This window comes from Acidovorax sp. AC410, from assembly GCF_979253235.1.
This window is the reverse complement of sequence record NZ_CEEDCG010000001.1, coordinates 5,391,397-5,412,044: the sequence shown is the minus strand read 5'-3', so window position 1 is coordinate 5,412,044 and position 20,648 is coordinate 5,391,397. Positions and strand designations below refer to the sequence as shown.

General features: G+C 69.0%; 21 protein-coding genes. 7 read left to right on the top strand and 14 right to left on the bottom strand.

The features are described from left to right. Positions 1-123 precede the first annotated feature (123 nt). On the top strand, positions 124-1,122 hold the full coding sequence (locus AC0IZS_RS25185; protein WP_471638170.1) for an AraC family transcriptional regulator: 999 nt from the start codon (positions 124-126) through the stop codon (positions 1,120-1,122). A 34-nt stretch (positions 1,123-1,156) separates the two neighbouring features. Here AC0IZS_RS25185 and AC0IZS_RS25180 read toward each other — a convergent pair whose 3' ends face one another. Next, on the bottom strand, positions 1,157-1,606 hold the full coding sequence (locus tag AC0IZS_RS25180) for a MerR family transcriptional regulator (protein ID WP_471638169.1): 450 nt from the start codon (positions 1,604-1,606) through the stop codon (positions 1,157-1,159). Between the two features lie 92 nt (positions 1,607-1,698). Between AC0IZS_RS25180 and AC0IZS_RS25175 the strand changes: the two genes are divergently transcribed. Further along, positions 1,699-2,073 carry a hypothetical protein gene (locus AC0IZS_RS25175; protein ID WP_471638168.1) on the top strand — a complete coding sequence of 125 codons (375 nt, stop codon included), beginning with the start codon at positions 1,699-1,701 and terminating at the stop codon, positions 2,071-2,073. On the opposite strand, the gene AC0IZS_RS25170 is transcribed toward AC0IZS_RS25175, so the two are convergent. After that, the gene (locus tag AC0IZS_RS25170) at positions 2,062-2,484 is read right to left on the bottom strand and encodes a carboxymuconolactone decarboxylase family protein (protein ID WP_471638167.1); all 423 of its coding nucleotides are present in this window, start codon (positions 2,482-2,484) and stop codon (positions 2,062-2,064) included. The two genes, AC0IZS_RS25175 and AC0IZS_RS25170, sit on opposite strands and share 12 nt — an antisense overlap. Beyond that, positions 2,405-2,890: a MerR family transcriptional regulator gene (locus AC0IZS_RS25165; protein ID WP_471638166.1), complete on the bottom strand. Its 486-nt coding sequence runs from the start codon at positions 2,888-2,890 to the stop codon at positions 2,405-2,407. The genes AC0IZS_RS25170 and AC0IZS_RS25165 overlap by 80 nt, the downstream gene beginning before the upstream one ends. A gap of 257 nt (positions 2,891-3,147) precedes the next feature. Between AC0IZS_RS25165 and AC0IZS_RS25160 the strand changes: the two genes are divergently transcribed. Further along, complete coding sequence (locus tag AC0IZS_RS25160; protein ID WP_471638165.1) at positions 3,148-3,735, top strand: flavin reductase family protein; 588 nt, start codon at positions 3,148-3,150, stop codon at positions 3,733-3,735. Positions 3,736-3,784: 49 nt separating this feature from the next. On the opposite strand, the gene AC0IZS_RS25155 is transcribed toward AC0IZS_RS25160, so the two are convergent. After that, the gene (locus AC0IZS_RS25155) at positions 3,785-4,534 is read right to left on the bottom strand and encodes a GntR family transcriptional regulator (RefSeq protein WP_471638164.1); all 750 of its coding nucleotides are present in this window, start codon (positions 4,532-4,534) and stop codon (positions 3,785-3,787) included. A 124-nt stretch (positions 4,535-4,658) separates the two neighbouring features. Between AC0IZS_RS25155 and AC0IZS_RS25150 the strand changes: the two genes are divergently transcribed. The 3 genes from AC0IZS_RS25150 to AC0IZS_RS25140 are packed head-to-tail and all read left to right on the top strand — an operon-like array spanning position 4,659 to position 7,527. Beyond that, positions 4,659-5,528: a fumarylacetoacetate hydrolase family protein gene (locus AC0IZS_RS25150; protein ID WP_471638163.1), complete on the top strand. Its 870-nt coding sequence runs from the start codon at positions 4,659-4,661 to the stop codon at positions 5,526-5,528. Positions 5,529-5,567: 39 nt separating this feature from the next. Next, the gene (locus tag AC0IZS_RS25145; protein ID WP_471638162.1) at positions 5,568-6,545 is read left to right on the top strand and encodes a tripartite tricarboxylate transporter substrate binding protein; all 978 of its coding nucleotides are present in this window, start codon (positions 5,568-5,570) and stop codon (positions 6,543-6,545) included. Between the two features lie 31 nt (positions 6,546-6,576). Beyond that, a complete protein-coding gene (locus tag AC0IZS_RS25140) occupies positions 6,577-7,527 on the top strand; it encodes a VOC family protein (RefSeq protein ID WP_471638161.1) in 951 nt (316 codons plus the stop codon). Between the two features lie 12 nt (positions 7,528-7,539). Here AC0IZS_RS25140 and AC0IZS_RS25135 read toward each other — a convergent pair whose 3' ends face one another. The 5 genes from AC0IZS_RS25135 to AC0IZS_RS25115 form a co-directional block, all read right to left on the bottom strand. Next, positions 7,540-8,628 carry a mechanosensitive ion channel family protein gene (locus AC0IZS_RS25135; RefSeq protein ID WP_471638160.1) on the bottom strand — a complete coding sequence of 363 codons (1,089 nt, stop codon included), beginning with the start codon at positions 8,626-8,628 and terminating at the stop codon, positions 7,540-7,542. Between the two features lie 144 nt (positions 8,629-8,772). Beyond that, positions 8,773-9,771 (bottom strand): Bug family tripartite tricarboxylate transporter substrate binding protein, encoded by a 999-nt coding sequence (locus AC0IZS_RS25130; RefSeq protein ID WP_471638159.1) that lies wholly within the window; start codon positions 9,769-9,771, stop codon positions 8,773-8,775. A gap of 51 nt (positions 9,772-9,822) precedes the next feature. Further along, complete coding sequence (locus tag AC0IZS_RS25125; protein ID WP_471638158.1) at positions 9,823-10,416, bottom strand: VOC family protein; 594 nt, start codon at positions 10,414-10,416, stop codon at positions 9,823-9,825. A gap of 39 nt (positions 10,417-10,455) precedes the next feature. Then, positions 10,456-11,319: a fumarylacetoacetate hydrolase family protein gene (locus AC0IZS_RS25120; RefSeq protein ID WP_471638157.1), complete on the bottom strand. Its 864-nt coding sequence runs from the start codon at positions 11,317-11,319 to the stop codon at positions 10,456-10,458. Next, on the bottom strand, positions 11,316-11,957 hold the full coding sequence (locus AC0IZS_RS25115) for an FMN-dependent NADH-azoreductase (RefSeq protein WP_471638156.1): 642 nt from the start codon (positions 11,955-11,957) through the stop codon (positions 11,316-11,318). The genes AC0IZS_RS25120 and AC0IZS_RS25115 overlap by 4 nt, the downstream gene beginning before the upstream one ends. Positions 11,958-12,088: 131 nt before the next feature. Between AC0IZS_RS25115 and AC0IZS_RS25110 the strand changes: the two genes are divergently transcribed. After that, positions 12,089-12,991, top strand: coding sequence for a LysR family transcriptional regulator (locus AC0IZS_RS25110; RefSeq protein ID WP_471638155.1), 903 nt, complete (start codon positions 12,089-12,091; stop codon positions 12,989-12,991). Between the two features lie 15 nt (positions 12,992-13,006). Here the strand turns inward: AC0IZS_RS25110 and AC0IZS_RS25105 are convergent, their stop codons facing one another. The 5 genes from AC0IZS_RS25105 to AC0IZS_RS25085 all read right to left on the bottom strand — a co-directional run bounded on the left by AC0IZS_RS25105 (position 13,007) and on the right by AC0IZS_RS25085 (position 20,454). Further along, positions 13,007-15,133, bottom strand: coding sequence for a hybrid sensor histidine kinase/response regulator (locus AC0IZS_RS25105; protein WP_471638154.1), 2,127 nt, complete (start codon positions 15,131-15,133; stop codon positions 13,007-13,009). Positions 15,134-15,279: 146 nt separating this feature from the next. Continuing rightward, on the bottom strand, positions 15,280-17,931 hold the full coding sequence (locus AC0IZS_RS25100; protein ID WP_471638153.1) for an excinuclease ABC subunit UvrA: 2,652 nt from the start codon (positions 17,929-17,931) through the stop codon (positions 15,280-15,282). 282 nt (positions 17,932-18,213) lie between these two features. Beyond that, positions 18,214-18,699, bottom strand: a complete 486-nt coding sequence (locus AC0IZS_RS25095) for a CZB domain-containing protein (RefSeq protein ID WP_471638152.1) — start codon at positions 18,697-18,699, stop codon at positions 18,214-18,216. 184 nt (positions 18,700-18,883) lie between these two features. Beyond that, positions 18,884-19,672 (bottom strand): DUF72 domain-containing protein, encoded by a 789-nt coding sequence (locus AC0IZS_RS25090; RefSeq protein ID WP_471638151.1) that lies wholly within the window; start codon positions 19,670-19,672, stop codon positions 18,884-18,886. Then, complete coding sequence (locus tag AC0IZS_RS25085; protein WP_471638150.1) at positions 19,672-20,454, bottom strand: alpha/beta fold hydrolase; 783 nt, start codon at positions 20,452-20,454, stop codon at positions 19,672-19,674. The genes AC0IZS_RS25090 and AC0IZS_RS25085 overlap by 1 nt, the downstream gene beginning before the upstream one ends. Positions 20,455-20,648: the final 194 nt, after the last annotated feature.

Below are 20,648 nucleotides of genomic sequence, written 5' to 3'. Positions count from 1 at the left end.
AGGCCTGCATGCCGTCGCATCGGCACCTCCATGCGTGTTGTCCCGGGGGCCAGCGGCGCGGCGCATCGCTAAGATCCGCGCAGGGCTTCGATCACCCCCGCCCGACTGCCTTCCTTGCCGCCCATGCTTCGCCCTCCCGTCACGATTTCCATCACCTTCGTCCAGGGCATGCTGTCCGGCATGCAGGCCCGTGGCCGCAGCTGCGAGCCGCTGCTGCTGGAGGCGGGCATAGCGCCACAGTTGCTCACGCAGCCGGGCGCGCGCGTGACGGCGGCGCAGTACGCCACCCTGTTCAAGCAGCTCATCGAATACCTGGACGACGAATGCCTGGGGCTGCTCACACGGCCGATGAAGAAGGGTTGCCTGGCCCTGGTGGCGGGGTCGGCCATCAGCGCCACCACGCTGGACGTGGCGGTGCGCCGCGCCGCGCGCACCATCCGTCTGTTGCAGGACGACGTGGTGGTGGCCGTGGTGCATGAGGGTGCGCAGGTGGGCCTGGCCCTGCGCTTCACCGATCCGGCGGCCGCACACCCCACGTTCCTGCATGAATTGCTGCTGCGCGTTCTGTGGCGGCTGTTCGCGTGGCTGGTGGGTGGCCACCTGCCCATCACGCGCATTGACTTCGCTTTCGGGCAACCGGCGTATGCGGCCAGCTACGCAAAGATCTTTCCCGCACCGCTGCGCTTTGCCTGCCCGGAGTCCACCCTGTGGTTCGAGGCTGGGTTGATGCAGGCGCCGGTGCGCCGCGATGCGGTGGCCCTGCGCAGCTTCCTGACAGATGCGCACGCCCAGATCATTGTCCCAAGGAACGCCGAGGACTCCGTGGGCACCCGGGTGCGCGCCCTGCTGCTGCGCACCCAACCGGCCTGGCCCGACCTGGGCGGCATGGCCCGGGCCTTGCACATGGCGCCCACCACGCTGCAGCGGCGCCTGGCGAGCGAAGGCATTGCCTACCAGGCGCTCAAGGATGAACTGCGGCGCGACACCGCCATCTGGCGGCTCAACACCAGCAGCGTCTCACTGGCAGAGCTGGCTGCCGAGCTGGGGTTCAATGATGGCTCGGCGTTCCAGCGGGCCTTCAAGAACTGGACGGGCAGTCCGCCAGGGGCTTACCGCCGATAGGGCATGGGCCGCCACTCCAGGCAGGAGCCCGGAATCACTGCGGCGGATCGGGCGGCCTTGAGCGCGCAGCCTTTTTCGCCCTGCCGGCGCGCACAGCGCCGCTGCTGCCCAGGCTCTGGGGGTCCACGCAAAGCCCGGCGTCCCAGTTGTCGGCCAGGGTCTCGCGCACAGTGCGCAACTCGCCCCGCTGCACGGTCAAGGCGCGGATCAGGCGATTGATCTCGCCAAGGCGCGTGTCCAGCCCTGCCAGCATTTCGGTCTTGGAGAAATGGCCGTTGTCCGCGAACACGGCGCTCAGCGCATCGATGGACAGCCCGAACGACTGGGCCAGGGTGATGATCTGCAGGCGCTTCACATCCGCCTCGCCGTAGATGCGGTAGCCGTTGCTGCCGCGCTCGGCCAGGGGCAGCAGGCCACGGCTCTCGTAGAAGCGGATGGCCGAGGTGGCGATGCCGGTGCGGGCAGAGAGATCACCGATCTTCATGGCGCTTGACTTTCAAGTTGGCTTGAAGCTTAGCATCGATCACGTGCCCCGACATCGGTACCCGGCACCTTCGCCCACCACCAGAGAATCCCATGAACACCTCCAACCACCCAGCCTGCCTGGTCCACTACTTTGCCGCCTGGAACGCCACCGATCCGGTCGCCATGCGCCAGCATGTGGCCGACGCCTTCGGGCAGAACACCCGCTACCTCGACCCGCACCGCAGCGCGACGGGCGTGGACGAATTCGCAGCCTGCCTGGCCGCCTTCCGGGCCGGCGCGCCCGACGCAACCATCTCCTGGGCGTCGGGCGTGGACTCGCACCACCACCTGCACCGCTATGCCTGGCGGCTGCAGTACGGCGCCCAGGACCTCACGGGCTACGACGTGGTCGAAGTGGATGGCGACCAGCGCATCGTTTCGGTGCTGAGCTTCTTCGGGCCCTTACCGCAGCCTTCAACCCACTGAGACCACCTCCTGCTCTTCTTCCGCCGCAAACACCTCGCGTGCCGCGGCCAGGCCGTTGAGCGCCGCCGGGAAGCCCGCGTACACGGCCATCTGCATGATGACCTCGACGATCTCCTCGCGCGTGACGCCCACGTTCAGCGCCGCCTGCAGGTGTACCTTGAGCTGCGGCGCGGCATTGCCCATGGCGGTGAGCGCTGCCACCACGGCGATCTCGCGGCTGCGCAGATCCAGACCGGGGCGCGAGTAGATGTCGCCGAACGGGAACTCGATCAGGTAGCGCGCAAAGTCCGGCGCGATGCCGGCCAGGCTGTCGATCACCCGTTCGCCGGCCTCACCGTCGATTTCGCGCAGTTTGGCCAGGCCCTGCTGGTAGCGGTCGGGGGCGGGATGTTTGGGGGAGGCTTGAAGCACGGGGTTTCCTTTCAGGTGGCGGGGGTGCGGCTGCAAGGGAATGCGCTTCGATCGCTTGGTAGTGGTCGATCTTGTCCTGCAGTGCCTTGGCTGACCGTTGCAGGGCTTCGATAGTCGCCAGCACGTCGGCCAGGTGCTGCTCCAGCATCTGGCGGCGTTCTGGCACGGTCGCATTCCCTTTGCCGCGAAGCCTGGCGAAGGCCTGCATCTGCCCAATGGGCATGCGGGTCTCGCGCAGGCGCAACAGGAATCCGATCCACTCCATGTCCGAGGCCGCATAGCGGCGCTGGCCGCCGGGCGCACGGTGGACCGGCGCGATCAGCCCCGCGCGCTCGTAGTAGCGCAGGGTGTGTGCGGTCAGTCCGGTGCGCTTTGCGACTTCGGAGATGGTGAGATGGGATGCCATGGGACCGATCCTAAAAGTTGGAGCGCACTCTAAGTCAAGCGATTGGGGCCTGTTGACATTAATTTCGGGGATCGCGTTGCCTGGCCTGGCGGCTGGATGCTAGGCGCCCGTGCGCAGCAAGGCTGATGCCTTGCAAGCGCGGGCAACGCCGCAGACGACCCCCAGGCCGGGCACCCCGAAGGCAAGGCCCTAAAGCGCATCTATCATCGTCGCAACATTCGCCGCGCCAGCGCGCACGCAACCCTTCAAGGAATCCCATGAACAGCCATCTGGCCCCGGTCGATCTGGCCAAGGCCTACCGCCTTCTGAACCACGGCCCCACGGTACTGGTGTCGGCCCGCCACGCCGGGGTGGACAACGTGATGTCCGCCGCCTGGGCCTGCGCGCTCGACTTCGCGCCGCCCAAGCTCACGGTGGTGATCGACAAGGCCACGCGCACGCGCGCGCTGGTCGAGCACAGCGGCCATTTCGTGATCCAGGTGCCCACGGCTGCGCAGATGCAGCTCACGCACGACGTGGGCAACACCAGCCTGCACCAGGACCCGGCCAAGCTGCAGCACCACGGCGTGGAGCTGTTCGGCATTGAGGGGCACGACCTGCCCTTCGTCGCGGGCTGCTCGGCCTGGCTGGCCTGCCGGCTCATCCCCGAGCCGCACAACCAGCAGGCCTACGACCTGTTCATCGGCGAGGTGGTGGGCGCCTGGGCCGATAAGCGCGTGTTTTCGGGCGGCCACTGGCACTTCGAGACGGCCGGGCCCGAATGGCGCAGCCTGCACTATGTGGCGGGCGGGCAGTTCTATGCGATCGGCGAATCGCTGGTGGCGCGCACGGACGCGAAGGGTTGATCCTGCCCGGCGCTGGCACGGGCCTCCATCGCACACTGCGCCCCGAAAACTATCCGACCGCGGCCTTGCGCGGCCCTGCTTGCTTGTGCATGCCGCTGGCTTTGAGCGCCAGCTCCGCCGTCTCATGAAAGTGCTGCTGCAGCAGCGAGGTAGCGCGCGCCACGTCGCGTGCCAGTGCCGCCTCGACGATGGCGGCGTGCTCGGCGGGGATGTCCCGTGGCACGGGCTCGGCGGCCTGCTCGCCTGAACGCCCCCCGGCCACGGCCGAGATGTAGCGGTAGCGCGTGAAGCGCTCGCGCAGGTTGGCGGCCAGCTCCAGCAGCACGCGCGAGCCGCAGGCCGACAGCAAGGCATCGTGGAACGCCATGTGCGCCTCGTCCCACTGGGCGGACAGGGCTGCCGGCGCCGCGGCCTCGCGCAGGGCCAGGCGGCTCAACTGGTGGTGGGCCGCCACCACACGCGACTCCCAGGCCACGTCGCCGTGCAGCACCGACAGGCGCAGTGCCTCGGTTTCCACCAGCATCCGCGCCCCCGATATGTCCATCAGGTCCTGCGCCGAGGCACTCGCGACCTTGAAACCGCGCTGGTCCTCGGCCTGCACGAAGCCGCTGCTGGTCAGGCGCGAAAGCGCCTCGCGCATGGGAATAGGGCTGGCGCCGTAGCGCGTACACAAATCCTTGATGAGCAGCTTGGAGCCCGGCGCGAACACGCCGCCGATGATGTCCAGGCGCAGTTGCGCCACCAGCGAGGAGGTGCGGGTCGTGGGCGCGGTCGAAGGCGTATCGGTGGCTGTGGTCATGGGGGTGCCGCCGGGGTGGCGGGTGCGATGCTGTTCGTTTTGGAAATTATAGGGTTTGCACTAATATATACTTTTCAATGAAATATATATATTTCATCCATTCCAAGCAACCCGGACCCTCCCCATGAAGCTCTGCACATTCACCCACCAAGGTTCCCGCCGTCTCGGCCTGCTCGACGGCGACCACGTGCGCCCGCTGCCCTCCGAGGTGGCGCGCGACGTCGGCGATTTCGTGCGCCAACTGGCCGCCGGCGCCAGCCGCGACGAGCTGATCGCCAATGCAGGCGCGGCCCTGCCCGTGGCCGAGGTGCAGTTTCTGCCGCCCGTGGTGGCACCCGACAAGATCATCTGCGTGGGCCTGAACTACCACGACCACACCAAGGAGAGCGCCTACGCCCAGCCGGACTACCCCACGCTGTTCCTGCGGCTGACCACCAGCCTGTGCGCCCACGACGCCCCCATCGTGCGCCCCGCCTGCAGCGACAGCCTGGACTACGAGGGCGAGCTGGCCGTGGTGATTGGCACCGGCGGGCGCCACATTCCGCTGGACCGGGCGCTGGACCATGTGTTCGGCTACTCGGTGTTCAACGACGGCTCGGTGCGCGAGTACCAGTTCAAGACCCCGCAGTGGACGGTGGGCAAGACCTTCGACGCCACGGGCGGCTTCGGCCCCGCCGTGGTCACGGCCGACGAGCTGCCGCCCGGCGCCCGCGGCCTGAAGCTGGAAACACGCCTGAACGGCCAGACCGTGCAGTCTGCCAACACCGACGACATGGTGTTCGACGTGGCCACCCTGGTGCATGTGATCAGCGAGGCCATCACCCTCTGCCCGGGCGACGTGATCGTGGCCGGCACGCCGGCCGGCATCGGCTGGGCACGCACGCCGCGCCTGCTGATGCGCGACGGCGACGTGTGCGAGGTGTCCATCGAGCGCATCGGCACCTTGCGCAACCCCATTGCCGACGAGGTGCTGGCCGGCGCCGTGGCCGCATAAGCACACACCCAGCCACCAGAACAACAGGAGACAACCACCATGAACCGCTTGCTTGCCCCTTTGGCCATCGCCGCCGCAACGCTGCTGGCCACCACGCCCGCGCAGGCCCAACTGGCTGGGCGCACCGTCAGCATCATCGTGCCGCAGCCCGCCGGCAACCCCACCGATGGGGTGGCCCGCAAGCTGCAGCCGCTCTTGCAAAAGGAGCTCGACCAGACCGTGATCGTGGAGAACGCTCCCGGCGCGGGCGGCTCCATCGGCGTGCAGAAGGTGCTCAACAGCCAGGCCAGCACCGTGCCGGTGCTGATCGCCTCGCAGACCGAGCCCATCCTCACGCCCATCACCATCAAGGGCGCGCGCTACAAGCCCGAGGACTTCCGCGCCATCGCGCTGGTGGCGCGCCTGCCCTACATCCTGGTGGCCCGGCCGGGGCTGGCGGCGACCAGCCCCAAGGAGCTGGCCGCGCTGGCGAAGAGGTCACCCACCCCCCTGAGTCTGGGCGACATCGGCCCGGGCACCATGATCCACCTGCTGGGCGAGCAATGGGCGCGCAAGAACGGCGTCAAGCTCAACCAGATCTCCTACCGGGGCGTGCCGCCCATCAGCCAGGATTTGATGGGCGAGCAGATCGACCTGAGCTTCCTGCCGCTGGGCGGGGCCACGCTGTCGATGATCCAGTCGGGCAAGCTCAAGGCCATCGGCAGCTCGGCTGCCACGGTGCATCCGAAGCTGCCGCGCGTGGCGACGATCTCGGGTTCGGACAAGGCGCTGTCGGACTTCGTCTACGGCACCTGGATCGCGCTGCTCGTGCCCACCAAGACACCCGCCGACGTGGTGGAGCGCCTGAACAAGGCGCTCACAGTGGCGATGAAGGACAGCGACTTCCAGACCTACGTGACGACCAGCGGCATGGAGCTGGCCAGCGGCAACTCCCTGCGCGAACTTGAGCGCTTCTATGCGGCGGAGATCCAGCTGTACCAGGGGCTGGCCAGGGAGATCGGCGTGACCGCCGAATGAGCGGGATGCCGACCATGACAGGAGACCAACCGTGACCCATCCAGAGTCCTCAAACCGCCCCGCCATCCACTCGGTCGACGAGTTCGTGCTGAGCGTGCCCGACCTTGCACAGGCACGCCACTTCTACACCAGCTTTGGCCTGCAGGTGCGCGACGAAGGCGGCGCGCTGGCGCTCTACACCCATGGCCACCCGCACCGCTGGGCGCGTGTGCTGCAGGGCGATGTCCAGGCGCCCAAGCGGCTCGAATGGCTCAGCCTGGGTATCCATGCCCAGGACCTGGAGCGCTTTGCCGCACTGCTGAGCGAGCGCGGCATCCCCACCGTGGCCGCGCCCGAAGGCGCCGACCCGTCTGGCCTGTGGCTGCAAGGCCCCGATGCCCTGCCCATCCAGCTGCGCGTGGCGGCCAAGGTGTCCCCCGATGCGCCCGGCCCGCGGGAGGCGCCGCCCGCACCGGCCAACATCGGCCGGGCACCGAGCCGCAGCAGGGCGCAGGCCACGCGCCCGCTGTACCTCTCGCACATCCTGCTGTTCACGGCCGATGTGCGCGAGGCCCTGGATTTCTACACCGGCGTGCTCGGACTGCAGGTCTCGGACGAATCGGCCGGCATCATCGCCTTCCTGCACACGCCGCACGGCAGCGACCACCATCTGATCGCCTTTGCCAAGTCCCACGCCGGGGGCCTGCACCACAGCAGCTGGTGCGTACCTTCGCTGGACGCGGTGGGCATGGGCGCGCAGCAGATGGCTGCAGCGGGCTACCCCGACGGCTGGGGCCTGGGGCGGCATGTGCTGGGCTCCAACTACTTCCGCTACGTGCGCGACCCATGGGGCAGCTTTGCCGAGTATTCGTACGACATCGACTACATCGCGCCCCACGCGCAATGGCCTGCAGCCGACCACCCGCCCGAGGATTCGCTTTACGTCTGGGGCCCCGCTGTGCCTGAGGACTTCATCGTGAACCACGAGGCACCGCGCAGCTGAGCCGGCCACGCGTTACACGCCTTGCGGTGGCGGCTGCAGCGCGCCGGGGGCAGGATTGGCCACCTGGGGCGTGCGCACCTGCGGCAGGCAGTCGGGGTACTCGCGCTGGATGAAGGTCACCAGCGCCTCGCGCACGCGGCAGCGCAGGTCGAAGGCCAGGCCCGAAGATCGGGCCGAGACCAGCACGCGGATCTGGATGGTGCGGTCCGTCGCCTCGGTCAGCTGCAGCACGCTCACACGCTTGTCCCATTCGGGTGCGTTGTCGAGCACGCGCTTCAACTCCTCGCGCAGGGGGTCGAGCGGCAGCGCGTAGTCGGCGTGGAGGAAGACGGTGCCCAGGATCTCGGAGCTGGTGCGCGTCCAGTTCTGGAACGGGTGCTCGATGAACCACTGCAGCGGGATGATGAGCCGCCGCTCGTCCCAGATCTTGAGCACCACGTAAGTGCCCGTGATCTCCTCCACCCTGCCCCATTCGCCCTCGATGATGAGCACGTCGTCGATGCGAAACGGCTGGGCCAGCGCAATCTGCAGGCCCGCGATCATGTTGCTGAACACCGGCCGCGCGGCGATACCGGCGACGATGCCCACCACCCCGGCAGAGGCCAGCAGGCTGGCCCCCACCTGGCGCGCGCCGGGAAAGGTCATGAGCATCATTGCCAGGCCGGCCATCACCACCGCCGTCATGGCGGTGCGCGACAGCACGCGCGCCTGGGTGGCGATGCGGCGCGCCGTGAGGTTGTCCTCCACATCGGCCGGGTGCTTGGCGATCACCCCGTCGGCCAGCCCGCCGATGGCCGCGATCAGCAGCCAGCAGGTGCCGGCGATGACGGCCAGGCCATTGACATGCCGCACCGTGCCGATGTGGCGCAGGTCATCGCTGGCCGCCTGCCACACCACCTGCAGCGCGATCAGCGGCAGCAGGACGCGCACCACGGGCACGCAGGCCTCGAACACCGTGCGCAGCACCGGCACAGGCGCCGTGGCACGCCGGAGCACCACGGTGGCGATGCGGTGCACGATGCCCGCCACCACGACGGCGGCCACTGCCACCGCGCCGGTATGGGTCCAGGAGGTCGGGTCGAACCAATCCATCACATCCATGCGGGTGCGGCGGGGCGCGCACGCTGCATCGGCAGGGCATGGCGGCTGGGCTCTCGGACATCGGGCATGGGCTCTCCGCTAAGGGTGGAGCCGCCATTGTCGAAAATTGCTGCACAGCAGCATGTCAGCCAATGCCGACAATGCTCAATCGAGCCGGATGTTGTTGGTCTTGATCAGTTGCACCGTCGCCTGCGCCTCGCGGTCAATGACCGCGGCGATCTGGGATTGCGGCGTTGCGATGGGTTCGCTGCTGGCGTCGTAGAGCATCTGGGCCAGCGCCGGCTCGGCCGTGACCGTGCGGAACAGGCCGTGCAGGCGGGCCACCAGCCCATCGGGCAGGCCCGATGGGCCCCACACGCCCACCCAGGTGCTGAACTCCAGGCCCGGCAGGGTTTCCGCCAGCACAGGCACGTCGGGCAGTATCTTGCTGCGCGTGGGCCCCGTGTACGCCAGCACCTTCACCTTGCCGGCCCGGATATGCGCGATGGCGGAACTGGGCGGCTCGAAGCCGATGTCCACCACGCCCGCCAGCAGGTCGGTGATGAAGCTGCCCTTGTAGGGCACATGCTGCAGTTCGATGCCGGCGACGTTCTGCATCTGCTCGGTGAACATGTGCGAGGTGCTGCCCGGGCCGTGTGAGGCGTAGTTGAGCGTGCGCGGCCTGGCCTTGGCCTGCGCAATGAGTTCCCTGACCGTGCCGGCTGTAAAGCCCGGCCGCGCCAGCAGGAACGAACCGCCGCCATACAGCTGGGCAATCGGCACCAGGTCCTTTTGCGGGTGGTAGGGCAGCCTGGGGAACAGGAAAGGCGTGGTGGTGAAAGTCGCGCCCACCGCCATCAGCAGGGTCTGCCCGTTGGGCGGGGACTTGGCCACCACATCGGTTCCCAGCATGCCGCCCGCGCCGGGCCGGTTCTCCACGACCACCGGCGCGCCGATGCGCTTGCCCAGGTGCTCGGCATACAGCCGGGCCATGGGGTCGATGCCCACGCCCGGCGGCGTGGGCGTGACCAGGCGGATGGGACCATCGGGCCATTTGCCCTGTGCCCGGGCGGGCAGCATGGTGGCCAGTGCGGCGGCACCCAACCCCGTCAAAACGGCCCTGCGGCCATCCAATGCGGCGGGCTTGTCAAATGCATCATCCATGTCTTGTCTCCGAATATTGATTGTTGATGGGCGGCTGCGCAGTCGGGGATCTCAGGGGATGTGCATGTCCCACGGTGTTTTGCCTGACGGCAACTGCGGGCGTGCCGTGAGCGCAGCCAGCGGTTCGCCCGCCTCGTAGCGCGCGATCAGCGCCTCCGGGTCGAACAGGATGCCCATGAAGTTCTCCTCGTAGGCGCCCGAGGCGAAGAAGGCGTCGAGGTCGGCGTTGGCGGTGAACACGTCGTACTGCAACTCCACACGGTTGCCATCGGGGTCCTTGTAGTAGAGCGACACCGTGGGGCCGTGGTTGATGGTCCAGTACGGAAGGATGCCCGCGGCCTTGAGCCGGCGGAAGGTGGCCAGCAGCGCATCCAGCGTGGGGTAGGTGAAGGCCATGTGCTCCAGGCCGCCCGCACCATCGTCGGCCGCAGCGAGTTCGGGCCGCCCGATCAGGCCGATGCGGTGGTGCTCGTCGTCGTAGGTCAGAAAGCACAGCATCTCGTTCTCGAACGCCGGCCAGCCCTGCAGCACCGTGAGGTACCAGGCGCGCGAGCGCGGCAGGTCGGTGACGCGCAGCACCACATGGGCGAGCTTGGCGGGGCGGATGGGATGCGCTGCGGCATCCGGCAGGGTGCGGGCTTGCATGGGAACAGTCTCCTTTTTTTGTGGTGTCGGGGCGTTGCCCTAGGGTTCGGCAATGACGCGGTTTTCGATGGCGCCGATGCCCTCGATCTCCACGCGCACCACGTCGCCCACCTGCAGGTAGCGCGGTGGGTCCATCAGGCCGCCCACGCCGGCGGGGCTGCCGGTGGTGAGCACGTCGCCCGGCTCCAGGGTGAAGGCGGTGGTCAGCTCCACGATCATGTCTTCCACGCGGTAGGTCATCTCGCGGGTGTTGCCGTCCTGGCGCAACTCGCCGTTGACCCAGGTGCGCAGGCGCAGGGCATGCGGGTCGGGCAGCTCGTCGCGCGTCACGATCCAGGGGCCGAAGGGGCCGTGCGTGTCGAAGGACTTGCCCAGGGTGTGCGTGGGCGCGCGCATCTGCCAGTCGCGCACGCTCAGGTCGTTGGCCACCACGAAGCCGGCCACCATGTCCATGGCGTCTTCGCGGCGCACATGGCGGCAGCGCCGTCCGATCACCACGCCCAACTCGCCCTCGTAGTCGAACTGGTGCGAGACGCGCGGCAGGTGCACGGGGTCGTAGGGTCCGTTGACGCAGGTCACCTGCTTGTTGAACCAAGCCTGGCCCGGCGCGCGCACCAGGTTGACCTTGCGCGCCTCCTCCAGGTGCGAGGGGTAGTTGCCGCCCAGACCCAGGTATTTGCGCGGCGCGGGGATGGGCGCGAGCAACTGCACGGCGGCCAGGTCCAGGCGAGGCGCGCCAGCGGCGGCGGTGCGAGCCCAGTCCAGCCCAGGCTGGCCCAGGGCGAGCAAGGCCATCAGGTCCCGGGGTGCGCCAGGGATGGCGCCCAGGTCGGCCAGCGCGCTGCTGCCCTCGACCACGCCATAGCTGGCATGGGCATCGATGGTGAAACTGGCGAGCTTCATGGTGCCACCGCCTCCTGCACCGCGAACAGCTGGGCGATGGCGGCACGGGCCGAAGCCAGCGCGGCGTCGCGCACCTCGGGGCCGCGGTTCACGCCCTCGGCACGCACCACGTCGAACTGTGTGATGCCCATGAACTGCAGCGCCGCGACCAGGTAGCGCTCCTGGAAGTCCTTGTCCTGCATCTGCGGCGGGGTGCTGTAGACGTTGCCGCGTGACGAGGCGATGACCACCCGCTTGCCGCCCGCCAAGCCGCGCGGGCCCTGGGGGGTGTACTCGAAGGTGCGGCCGGCCTGGGCCAGTGCGTCGATCCAGGCCTTGAGCTGGGTCGGTACGCCGAAGTTGTACATGGGCGCACCGATCACGATGGCATCGGCCGCCAGGAACTCATCGAGCAGGGTGTTGATGTGCGCCAGGTCGGCCTGGCCCTGGGCACTGGCGGGTTCGCTGCGCAGGCGCAGCGCAGCCACGGTCTCGGGCGTGAGCTGGGGCGGCACGGTCACCGCCAGGTCGCGGTAGGTGACGCGCATGGCAGGGTCGGCGCTGCGCCAGGCGTCCACCGTTTCGCGGCCCAGCAGGCGCGAGACGGAGGCTGCGCCGGTGAGGCTCGAATCCAGGTGGAGGAGGTTGAAGGGGGTCATGGTTTTCTTGCAGGAGCGAGGGAAAACCGATGATCTGCGCGCATCTCGTTCCAAACAACGGGGTCTGGTGCAACGCATCGTTCTTTCAATGGAACGACAATGGCGCGGATCATGGGCACGGGAGACACACGATGGAAGACCTGAACGACCTGATGTTCTTTGCCAAGATCGTGGAGCACGGCGGCTTCAGCGAGGCCGGGCGGCGCCTGGGCGTGCCCAAGTCGCGCCTGAGCCGGCGCATGGCCGTGCTGGAAGAGCGCATGGGCGTGCGCCTGTTGCAGCGCTCGCCGCGACGCATCACGCTGACCGGTGCGGGCCAGGGCGTCTACGAGCGCTGCCGCACGCTGGTGGAGCTGGCCGAGTCCACCCACGAACTGGCGCGCCAGGCCTCGGCCACGCCGCAAGGCGAGGTGCGCATCAGCTGCCCCATCACGCTGGCGCAGGTGTGGCTCACGCCCATCCTGCCGGGCTTCATGCAGGCCTGCCCGCTGGTGCGCCTGCATGTGACGGCCACCAACCGCCGCGTCGATCCCATCGAGGAGCGCATGGACGTGGTGATCCGCGTGCGCCGCCCGCCCCTGCCCGACTCGGACCAAGTGGTGCGCAAACTGGGCGAATCGACCGACGTGCTGGTGGCCGCCAGTCGCCTGTTTGACACCCTGCCCCGCCCCCACGAGCCCGAGGATATCGCCCGCCTGCCCACGCTGTCCTGGCCCGGCCGGGGCGAGCGCGTCGGCTGGAGCCTGGCCAGCGCCGCGCGCACGCTGGAGCTGCAGCATGTGCCGCGCCTGGTGACGGACGACATGTTCGCGCTGCGCGAGGCGGCCCGCGCCGGCATGGGCATTGCCCTGCTGCCCCGGCGCATCTGCCAGGCCGATATCCGCGCGGGGCGGCTCGAACAGGTGCTACCGCACTGGGCCTCGCCGCGTGCCGACGTGCTGGCCGTGTTCACCAGCCGGCGCGGCATGGTGCCGGCGGTGCGGGCATTGCTCGACTACCTGGACCGCCATCGCGAGGACGACTCGGACGCATGAGCCTGCACAGGCTGTCTACCGGGCGATGCGCGCGATGGCCACGTGCAGCATCTGCGGCGTGCAGGGCTTGGGCAGCACATCGAAGCCCATCTGGTGGATGTGGTCCAGCTGCTCGGCGTAGCCGGTCATCAGCAGCAGCTTTTGCGTGGGCCAGGTCTGGCGGATGTGCCGGGCCAGGCCCACGCCGTCGATCTCGCCGGGCATCACCACGTCCGAGAGCACCAGGTCCGGGCGCTGCCCCTCTTCCAGCAAGGTGCGCGCCTTGGCGGCGCGGTCCACGCGCGTCACCCGGCAGCCCAGCGATTCGAGGATGGGCACCAGCGATGCGGCCACCTCGTCGTTGTCCTCCACCACCAGCAGGCTCTTGTCCAACGGGGCCAGGGCCGGCGCGGGGCCGGCGGCATCTGCGGGCGCTGCCTGCGGCCGCGCGCTCGGAAAGAACAGGCGGATGCGGGTGCCCGTGCCCAGGGTGCTGGCGATCTCGGCACGCCCGCCCACGCGCTGGCACATGCCATACACCTGGCTCAGGCCCAGGCCCGTGCCCTCGCCCACGGCCTTGGTGGTGAAGAAGGGCTCGAACACCTTGCCGAGCAGCTCCGGCGGTATGCCGCTGCCCGTGTCGGTCACCTCGATGAGCACCATGGCAGGCATGCCCTGCCCGGCCTCGCTCTCGCTGGCGTTGCGCGCGCGGATCACGAGGCTGCCGCCCTGGGGCATGGCATCGCGCGCGTTGATGGAAAGGTTCAAGAGCGCCAGCTCCAGCTCCGCCAGGTCCAGCACCACGGGGGCCGTGGCGGGGTCCACCTGCACGTCCAGCTGGATCTGGCTGCCCAGCACCGGTGCGATCAGGTCCTTGGTGGGCGGCAGCTTGTCCTGCAGCACCACGTGCTCGGCCACCAGGGGCTGGCGGCGCGAGAAGGCCAGCAGCTGGCGCGTGAGGTTGGTGGCCGACTTGACGGCCCGCGCCATGGAGTCGACCTGCTTGGTACCCACATCGGGCGCGGTGCGCTTGAGCAGGTGCAGGTTGTTGCTGATGACCATCAGCGCGTTGTTGAAGTCGTGCGCCACGCCACCCGTGAGCCGGCCCAGGGCCTCGAGTTTTTGGGCTTGCAACAGGGCTTCCTCGGCGCGGCGGCGCGTGGCGATCTCCTTTTCCAGGCTCTCTGTGATCGAGAGCGCCGTGCGGGCATTGCGCAGCGCCATGCGCGCGGCGAAGAACAGCGCCGCCACCGGCAGAGCGCCCAGGGCGAACAAGGCCCCCAGCTGTCGCAGCACCTGGTTGCGCAGGGAGGTGAGGTTCATGCCCGTGCCCACGTACAGCGGGTAGGGGCCCACCTTGCGGTAGGCGATGATCCGGTCCTGCCGGTCCACCGACGAGATGCCGCGCATCTGCGCCGAGGCTTCGCCATTGAACAAGCGCTGCATCACCGGGCTGTCCGGCGCCAGCCGGTCGGGGGCCTTGCCGACCAGGGGCCAGCGGGTGTAGATGGCACCGTCTTCGCGGAACAGGTTCACGGCCAGGCCGGGCTCGTCGGCCACCAGGTCGCTGTAGAAGTCCTGGAAGTACGCGCTCAGCAGGCTGACGCTGATGACACCCCCGAACTGGCCGTTGTGGTCCTCGAAGCCGATGCTGATGTCGACGATCTTCTCCTTCGTGGTGCGGGTGAGCAGCGGCCCCGAAACATAGCGCTGCCCCGGTGGCCGCAGGCGGTGGAACTGGAAGTAATCGCGGTCCGCCACCTCGAAGACCGGCAACTGCGCAAACCGGCTGCTGGCGATGGGCTTGCCCTCTGCGTCGAAGATCCACATGGACTGGATCTGCGGCTGGTCCTTGACCCTGGCCAGCAGGGCCGCATGCAGGTCGGCGGCATGGATGCGCAGCTCCTGCGGGCTCCTGCCGCTGACCATGGCCAGGACCCGGTCCTGCAGCGCTTCGGACGCAGCCATCACCTTGGAGGCATGCTCGTGCGCCACCCGGAGCGAACGGCTCACGCGCAGCTCGGCCTCCTCGCGCGCATCCACATAGCCCACGGCCCCGAACACCAGGTAGATGAACAGCGGCACGGCCACGCTCAGGATGACCAACAGGCGCAGCCACTTCACCGAGGCCTGGGCTTTGGACTGGTTGTCTTCACGAGCCACTGCGGTATCCCATGTCGTGGCGCCCGGCAAGGCGCCCGTTGTTGTTTCAAGGCGGGGCCGGCCCGCCGGTCCTGGGGCGCACGGCAAGGCCCCCCAAAGTATCAACCAAAAATGCGCTCCCCGGTCGGTACCGGGCTTGCAGCCCTTCAGCCCAGGCTGCGGGCCAGGTAGGGCGCCGTGCGGCTGCCCCGGCTTTGCGCCACCTGCGCCGGCGTGCCCTGGGCCACGATGCGCCCGCCCTCCTCGCCCGCGCCGGGCCCGATGTCCATCACCCAGTCGCAGGCGGCCACCACGCGCATCTCGTGCTCGACCACCACCACCGTGTTGCCGGCGGCCACCAGGCCGTCGAGCTGGGCCAGCAGGCGCTCCACGTCGGCCGGGTGCAGGCCGGTGGTGGGCTCGTCCAGCACGTAGAGGGTGCCGCCGCGCTGCGTGGGCCGCTGCAGCTCGGTGGCGAGCTTGATGCGCTGGGCCTCGCCGCCGCTCAGCTCGGTGGCCGGCTGGCCCAGGCGCAGGTACCCCAGGCCGATGTCGCGCAGCACCGCCAGCGGGCGCAGCACCTGCGGCTCCTGGGCAAAGGCGTCGCAGGCCGCATCCACCGTGAGGCCCAGCACCTCGGCGATGGACAGGCCGTTCCAGCGGATTTCCAGCGTCTCGGCGTTGTAGCGCGCGCCGTGGCAGGCGGAGCATGGCGCGTACACGCTGGGCATGAACAGCAGCTCCACGCTGACGAAGCCCTCGCCCTCGCAGGTGGCGCAGCGGCCCTTGGCCACGTTGAACGAGAAGCGCCCCGCGTCATACCGACGCTTGCGCGCGGCCGGCGTGGCGGCAAACAGCTTGCGCACCCCGTCGAACAGGCCCGTGTAGGTGGCCAGGTTGGAGCGCGGCGTGCGGCCGATGGGCTTCTGGTCCACCTGCACCAGGCGCCGGATGTGCTCCGCGCCCGCGGCGATGCGCCCGTCCACCGGGGGGAGCAGCGGCGCGGCATTGCCTGCGGGGGCCTCGCCATCGTCGGGCATGGGGCCGGCCCCGTCCTCATCGTCCGCCACCACCGGGCGGCCCAGGTGGGCCGAGACCAGCTCCAGCAAGGCCTGGCTCACCAGGCTGGACTTGCCCGAGCCCGAGACGCCGGTCACCGCCGTCATGCAGGCCAGCGGAAACGCAGCATCGAGCCCGTGCAGGTTGTTGCGCGTGATGCCTTCGAGCCGAAGCCAGGCCTGCGGCTGGCGCGGCGTGCGCGCAGGCGGCACAGCGCCGGCCGCTTCAAACAGGTAGCGTCGCGTCTGCGAGCGCTCCACCCCGGCCAGGCCGGCCGGCGGGCCGCTGTAGAGCACCTCACCACCGTGCTCGCCCGCCGCCGGCCCCACGTCCACCAGCCAGTCGGCGCGGCGCATGGTGGCCACATCGTGCTCCACCACGAAGATCGAGTTGCCGGCGGCCTTCAGATTCTGCAGCGCGGCCAGCAGCGCCTCGCCGTCGGCCGGGTGCAGGCCGGCCGACGGCTCGTCGAGCACATAGACCACGCCGAACAGCTGCGACGAGAGCTGTGAGGCCAGGCGCAGGCGCTGCAACTCGCCCGGTGAGAGCGTGGGCGTGCTGCGCTCGAGCGACAGGTAGCCCAGCCCCAGGTCGATCAGGGCCCGCACGCGCTTGCGCAGGTCGCTGGCCAGGCGCTGCGCGGCGATCACCTTTTCTTCGGACAGCCAGTGCGTGCGGTGTACGTCGGGCGCGGCGGCATGGGCCGCAGGGCGCTTGCTTCGGGCGCGGCCAGAGGGCGCATCGGGCGCGGGGTCGCCCTCGCCCAGCCGGCCTTCGGCGGCAGGCCGCAGCAAGGCGGCCAGCGCGGTGAGCGGCAGCTGCGACAGGCTGCCGATGTCGTGCCCGGCAAAGGTCACCGACAGCGCCTCGCTCTTGAGCCGCTTGCCCTGGCACACCGGGCACAGCGTGCCCACCATGTACTGGGCCGCGCGCTTTTTCATGAGCGCGCTCTGGCTGTGGGCAAAGGTGTGCAGCACATGGCGCCGCGCGCCGGTGAAGGTGCCCATGTAGCTCGGGGTGAGCTTGCGCCGGATGGCATCCTTGACCTCGGCAACGCTGAAGCCCGCGTACACCGGCACGGTGGGCTGCTCGTCGGTGAAGAGGATCCAGTCGCGCAGCTTTTTCGGCAGCTTGCGCCAGGGCACGTCCACGTCGTGGCCCAGGGTGGTGAGGATGTCGCGCAGGTTCTGCCCCTGCCAGGCCAGGGGCCAGGCGGCCACGGCGCGCTCGCGGATGGTCAGCGAGTCGTCGGGCACCATGGAGGCTTCGGTGACTTCGTACACCCGGCCCTGGCCCTGGCAGTGCGGGCAGGCGCCCTGCGGGGTGTTGGGCGAAAAGTCCTCGGCATACAGCATGGGCTGGCCGTCAGGGTAGCGGCCAGCGCGCGAGTACAGCATGCGCAGCGGGCTCGAGATCGCCGTGACGCTGCCCACCGACGAGCGCGTGCTGGGCGTGCCGCGCTGCTGCTGCAGGGCCACGGCGGGTGGCAGGCCGTCGATGCTGTCCACCTGCGGCACGCCGGCCTGCACGATGAGGCGGCGCGCATAGGGCGCCACCGATTCGAGGTAGCGCCGCTGCGCCTCGGCGAACAGCGTGCCGAAGGCCAGCGACGACTTGCCCGAGCCCGACACCCCCGTGAACACCACCAGCGCATCGCGCGGAATGTCCACATCCACGTCCTTGAGGTTGTGCTCGCGGGCGCCGCGCACCCGGACCATGCCGCGCAAAGGGGAAGAATCGTCAGAGGGGATGGAGGGCATCGGAAGGGCGCGAAGGTCGAGCTGTCAGGGGCTATCCTAACCAGGCAGGCAAAGCGGTCCGGCCGCTCAGTCCTTCAGCGCAGACCCCGGCTCGGCCATCTTGCGGTGCTGCTCTACCAGCACCTGCAAAGGCGTGATCCTGGTGGCGAGGGGACGGGTGGTGGCGGACATGGGCAACTCCTGAAACGGCCCCATTGTGGATTTGCACGGCCCCCCGGTCCGTCAGCAAGCGGCGCGACGCCCGGGGTGACCCCGTCCTACGTGGCGCGCGGCGCCAGCGGTTCAGCGCGCAGCGCTGTTCTTGAGCTCCTTGAGCAGCAGCACCACCTGGTTGGACGCGTGCCGGCAACTGGTCTTGAGCACCCGCTGCGACTGCTGCAGGTCGCCGGCGTGCCAGAAAGTGAGCGCGGCGGCTGCCTGCTGGTGAAAGTACCGGTGCCGCGCCACCAGCATGGCAAAGGCCGTGTGGTGCCCCAGGCGTTCGTGCCCGGCGCCCTGCAGCCAGCGGCCCAGCTGGCAGCGGTGGTCCTGGCAGACCAGTTCCGGGCGCATCACCTCGGTGCTGCGGCCGTGGACCACGTCTTCGAGGCGGGCGCGCCAGCGCTCATGCAGGGCGATGCCTGCATCGATCTCCATCTCCATGGCCAGGTGGTCGGCATATTCGGCATCCAGCACGAGCTCGCTGGCGTTGTCCTGCGCGTTCCATGTCGCCTCCGGGTTGGATCGGACTTGCTCGCGGACCCTGAGCAAGCGGCTGAAAAATCCCATCTGCATTCCTCTTTTTTTACCGCCGCTGACTGGACGGATGAATAGGTGGTCAAGGCCTGCCTGCCCATTCCATGGGTATCGGCGGCACCGCGTGGATGCTGAATCAAGCAGCCACCGAAATCCATAACCCAAATGATCTAGTTGCGGATCTCTGTTGCGTGCTTGTGCACGAGATCGTCTGGATTCAGGCCCATGGCGCATCCTGCAGATCGAGTGCGTTGTCCGTCGCAGCGCCGCTGGCCGTGTTGTCGAAGATGCACCAGACGCTGCCAGCCTCCCGTCTGGCGGCCTGCAGCCTCACGGCCAGCGCGCTGATGAGCGCAGCGTCGTAGGTCGAGTAATACACGCGTGGCGATCCGTGCAGCCGGCAATACACCAGGCCGGTCCAGCCGCCGGGCTCCCGCCCCGGATCGTGGAGAACCGGGTCGGCCAGCACGCGGCCCGCGCGCCAGTGGGCCAGCAGGGCGTCGCCCTCCGGGGTGAACCAGCTGGCATGGCGCGGCTCGACGGCAACGCCGCCTTCGCCATGCAGTTGCCGCAGGCTGCGAAAGAACGCGTCGGCCACCGGAACATCGAGCGACAGGCTGGGAGGCAATTGCACCAACAGGCAGCCCAGGCGCTCGCCCAGCCCTGCTGCCTGGCCCAGGAAGGTCTGCAGCAAGGGTTCGGCGTCCTTGAGGCGCGCCGTGTGCGTGATGCTGCGCGGCAGCTTGGCGCAAAAGCGGAAGGCGGGCGGCGTGGCCGCGGCCCAGCGTTCGTAGGTGGTGCGTTGGTGTGGCCGGTAGAACGAGGAGTTGATCTCGACGGCCGGCAGGTGCTGTGCATAGCGCTCCAGATGGGAGCCAGCAGGGCCTGCCGAGGCAAACCGGTGCTGGCTGGCGCGTGGCAGGCCCCATCCGGCGGTACCGATCAGCACGGGTTGCGCAGCCTTGCCACCCGGCGGCACTTGGCTGCGCGCGGCGCCTGCGGACATCATCCAGGGACCGCACGCGCACGCAGCATGGAGGTGCGCCCACCACTGTGGGCATAGGGGCGCCATGCACGCAGGGGTTGGGCAAGGCGATCGGCCACCACCCTCAGCACGGCGGGGTTCCAGGGCATCCCGCAATGGCTGCCCTCGATCTCGATGGATTCGGACCGCGCGCGGCGCTCGGGGTCCACGCAGGCCTGCCACGCGACAACGCCATCGCTCCTGCTGTAGATCGATGTGGCGGGTACCGGCGGTGCCGCGCGCAGCCTTGCCAGCAGCGCGGGGTCGTCGGGCGGCATGCGGCCATTCAAAAGGCGGTACACCAGGGCGGCGTTGGTGTGCCCGGCCGCTCCCGCAAAGGGCGTGCCGATGGTGATCACCTGCCTCACGCGCGAACGCAGCCGCTTGGCCACTTCGCGCGCATAGATGCCGCCCAGGCTCCAGCCAACCAGGCTCATCGGAGCGGCATGGCCGGCGGTGCGCGCCTGCACGCCCTGCGCCAACGCGTCGAGCCAGGCATCCACGTCTCCCTTGGGACCGGTATTGAGCCCCTGTCCCCAATCGAAACACCGGTAGCCCAGGCGCTCGCAGAACGATTGCAAGGGACGCGTTACGGTTGGGTTGGTGGCCAGGCCAGGAAAGATCACCACCGCATGCTGATCACCTTGGGGCAAACGCGCTTCCCGCATCACCTTGTGGCCGGCAAACTCCCATGCGGCGCGCACCGGTTCGAGCGCAAGCAGCGCATACGAAGGAGGACGAAGGGGCGGGGTCAATCTGGACATGGAGGCTCCGGTGGATCTGGCCTCCATGGTGCGGCCCCGGGCCGTGGTGCGGTGCGCAACTTCGCCCCCACCTGGGGTGGGAACTGTCTTACGCCCGCCACGGTGGCGCTGGCTTTGACACAGGTTCCAAGGGGCATTGTCTTACCCGCACGGCAGCGGCGTGCGGCAAGAATGGTTCGGCCAACGCGAGCTTC

Coding starts and splice junctions, on each gene's coding strand:
- AC0IZS_RS25185 (WP_471638170.1), top strand. CDS start 124: ATGCTTCGCCCTCCCGTCACGATTTCCATCACCTTCGTCCAGGGCATG.
- AC0IZS_RS25180 (WP_471638169.1), bottom strand. CDS start 1,606: ATGAAGATCGGTGATCTCTCTGCCCGCACCGGCATCGCCACCTCGGCC.
- AC0IZS_RS25175 (WP_471638168.1), top strand. CDS start 1,699: ATGAACACCTCCAACCACCCAGCCTGCCTGGTCCACTACTTTGCCGCC.
- AC0IZS_RS25165 (WP_471638166.1), bottom strand. CDS start 2,890: ATGGCATCCCATCTCACCATCTCCGAAGTCGCAAAGCGCACCGGACTG.
- AC0IZS_RS25160 (WP_471638165.1), top strand. CDS start 3,148: ATGAACAGCCATCTGGCCCCGGTCGATCTGGCCAAGGCCTACCGCCTT.
- AC0IZS_RS25155 (WP_471638164.1), bottom strand. CDS start 4,534: ATGACCACAGCCACCGATACGCCTTCGACCGCGCCCACGACCCGCACC.
- AC0IZS_RS25150 (WP_471638163.1), top strand. CDS start 4,659: ATGAAGCTCTGCACATTCACCCACCAAGGTTCCCGCCGTCTCGGCCTG.
- AC0IZS_RS25145 (WP_471638162.1), top strand. CDS start 5,568: ATGAACCGCTTGCTTGCCCCTTTGGCCATCGCCGCCGCAACGCTGCTG.
- AC0IZS_RS25135 (WP_471638160.1), bottom strand. CDS start 8,628: ATGGATGTGATGGATTGGTTCGACCCGACCTCCTGGACCCATACCGGC.
- AC0IZS_RS25130 (WP_471638159.1), bottom strand. CDS start 9,771: ATGGATGATGCATTTGACAAGCCCGCCGCATTGGATGGCCGCAGGGCC.
- AC0IZS_RS25125 (WP_471638158.1), bottom strand. CDS start 10,416: ATGCAAGCCCGCACCCTGCCGGATGCCGCAGCGCATCCCATCCGCCCC.
- AC0IZS_RS25120 (WP_471638157.1), bottom strand. CDS start 11,319: ATGAAGCTCGCCAGTTTCACCATCGATGCCCATGCCAGCTATGGCGTG.
- AC0IZS_RS25115 (WP_471638156.1), bottom strand. CDS start 11,957: ATGACCCCCTTCAACCTCCTCCACCTGGATTCGAGCCTCACCGGCGCA.
- AC0IZS_RS25110 (WP_471638155.1), top strand. CDS start 12,089: ATGGAAGACCTGAACGACCTGATGTTCTTTGCCAAGATCGTGGAGCAC.
- AC0IZS_RS25100 (WP_471638153.1), bottom strand. CDS start 17,931: ATGCCCTCCATCCCCTCTGACGATTCTTCCCCTTTGCGCGGCATGGTC.
- AC0IZS_RS25095 (WP_471638152.1), bottom strand. CDS start 18,699: ATGGGATTTTTCAGCCGCTTGCTCAGGGTCCGCGAGCAAGTCCGATCC.
- AC0IZS_RS25090 (WP_471638151.1), bottom strand. CDS start 19,672: ATGTCCGCAGGCGCCGCGCGCAGCCAAGTGCCGCCGGGTGGCAAGGCT.
- AC0IZS_RS25085 (WP_471638150.1), bottom strand. CDS start 20,454: ATGTCCAGATTGACCCCGCCCCTTCGTCCTCCTTCGTATGCGCTGCTT.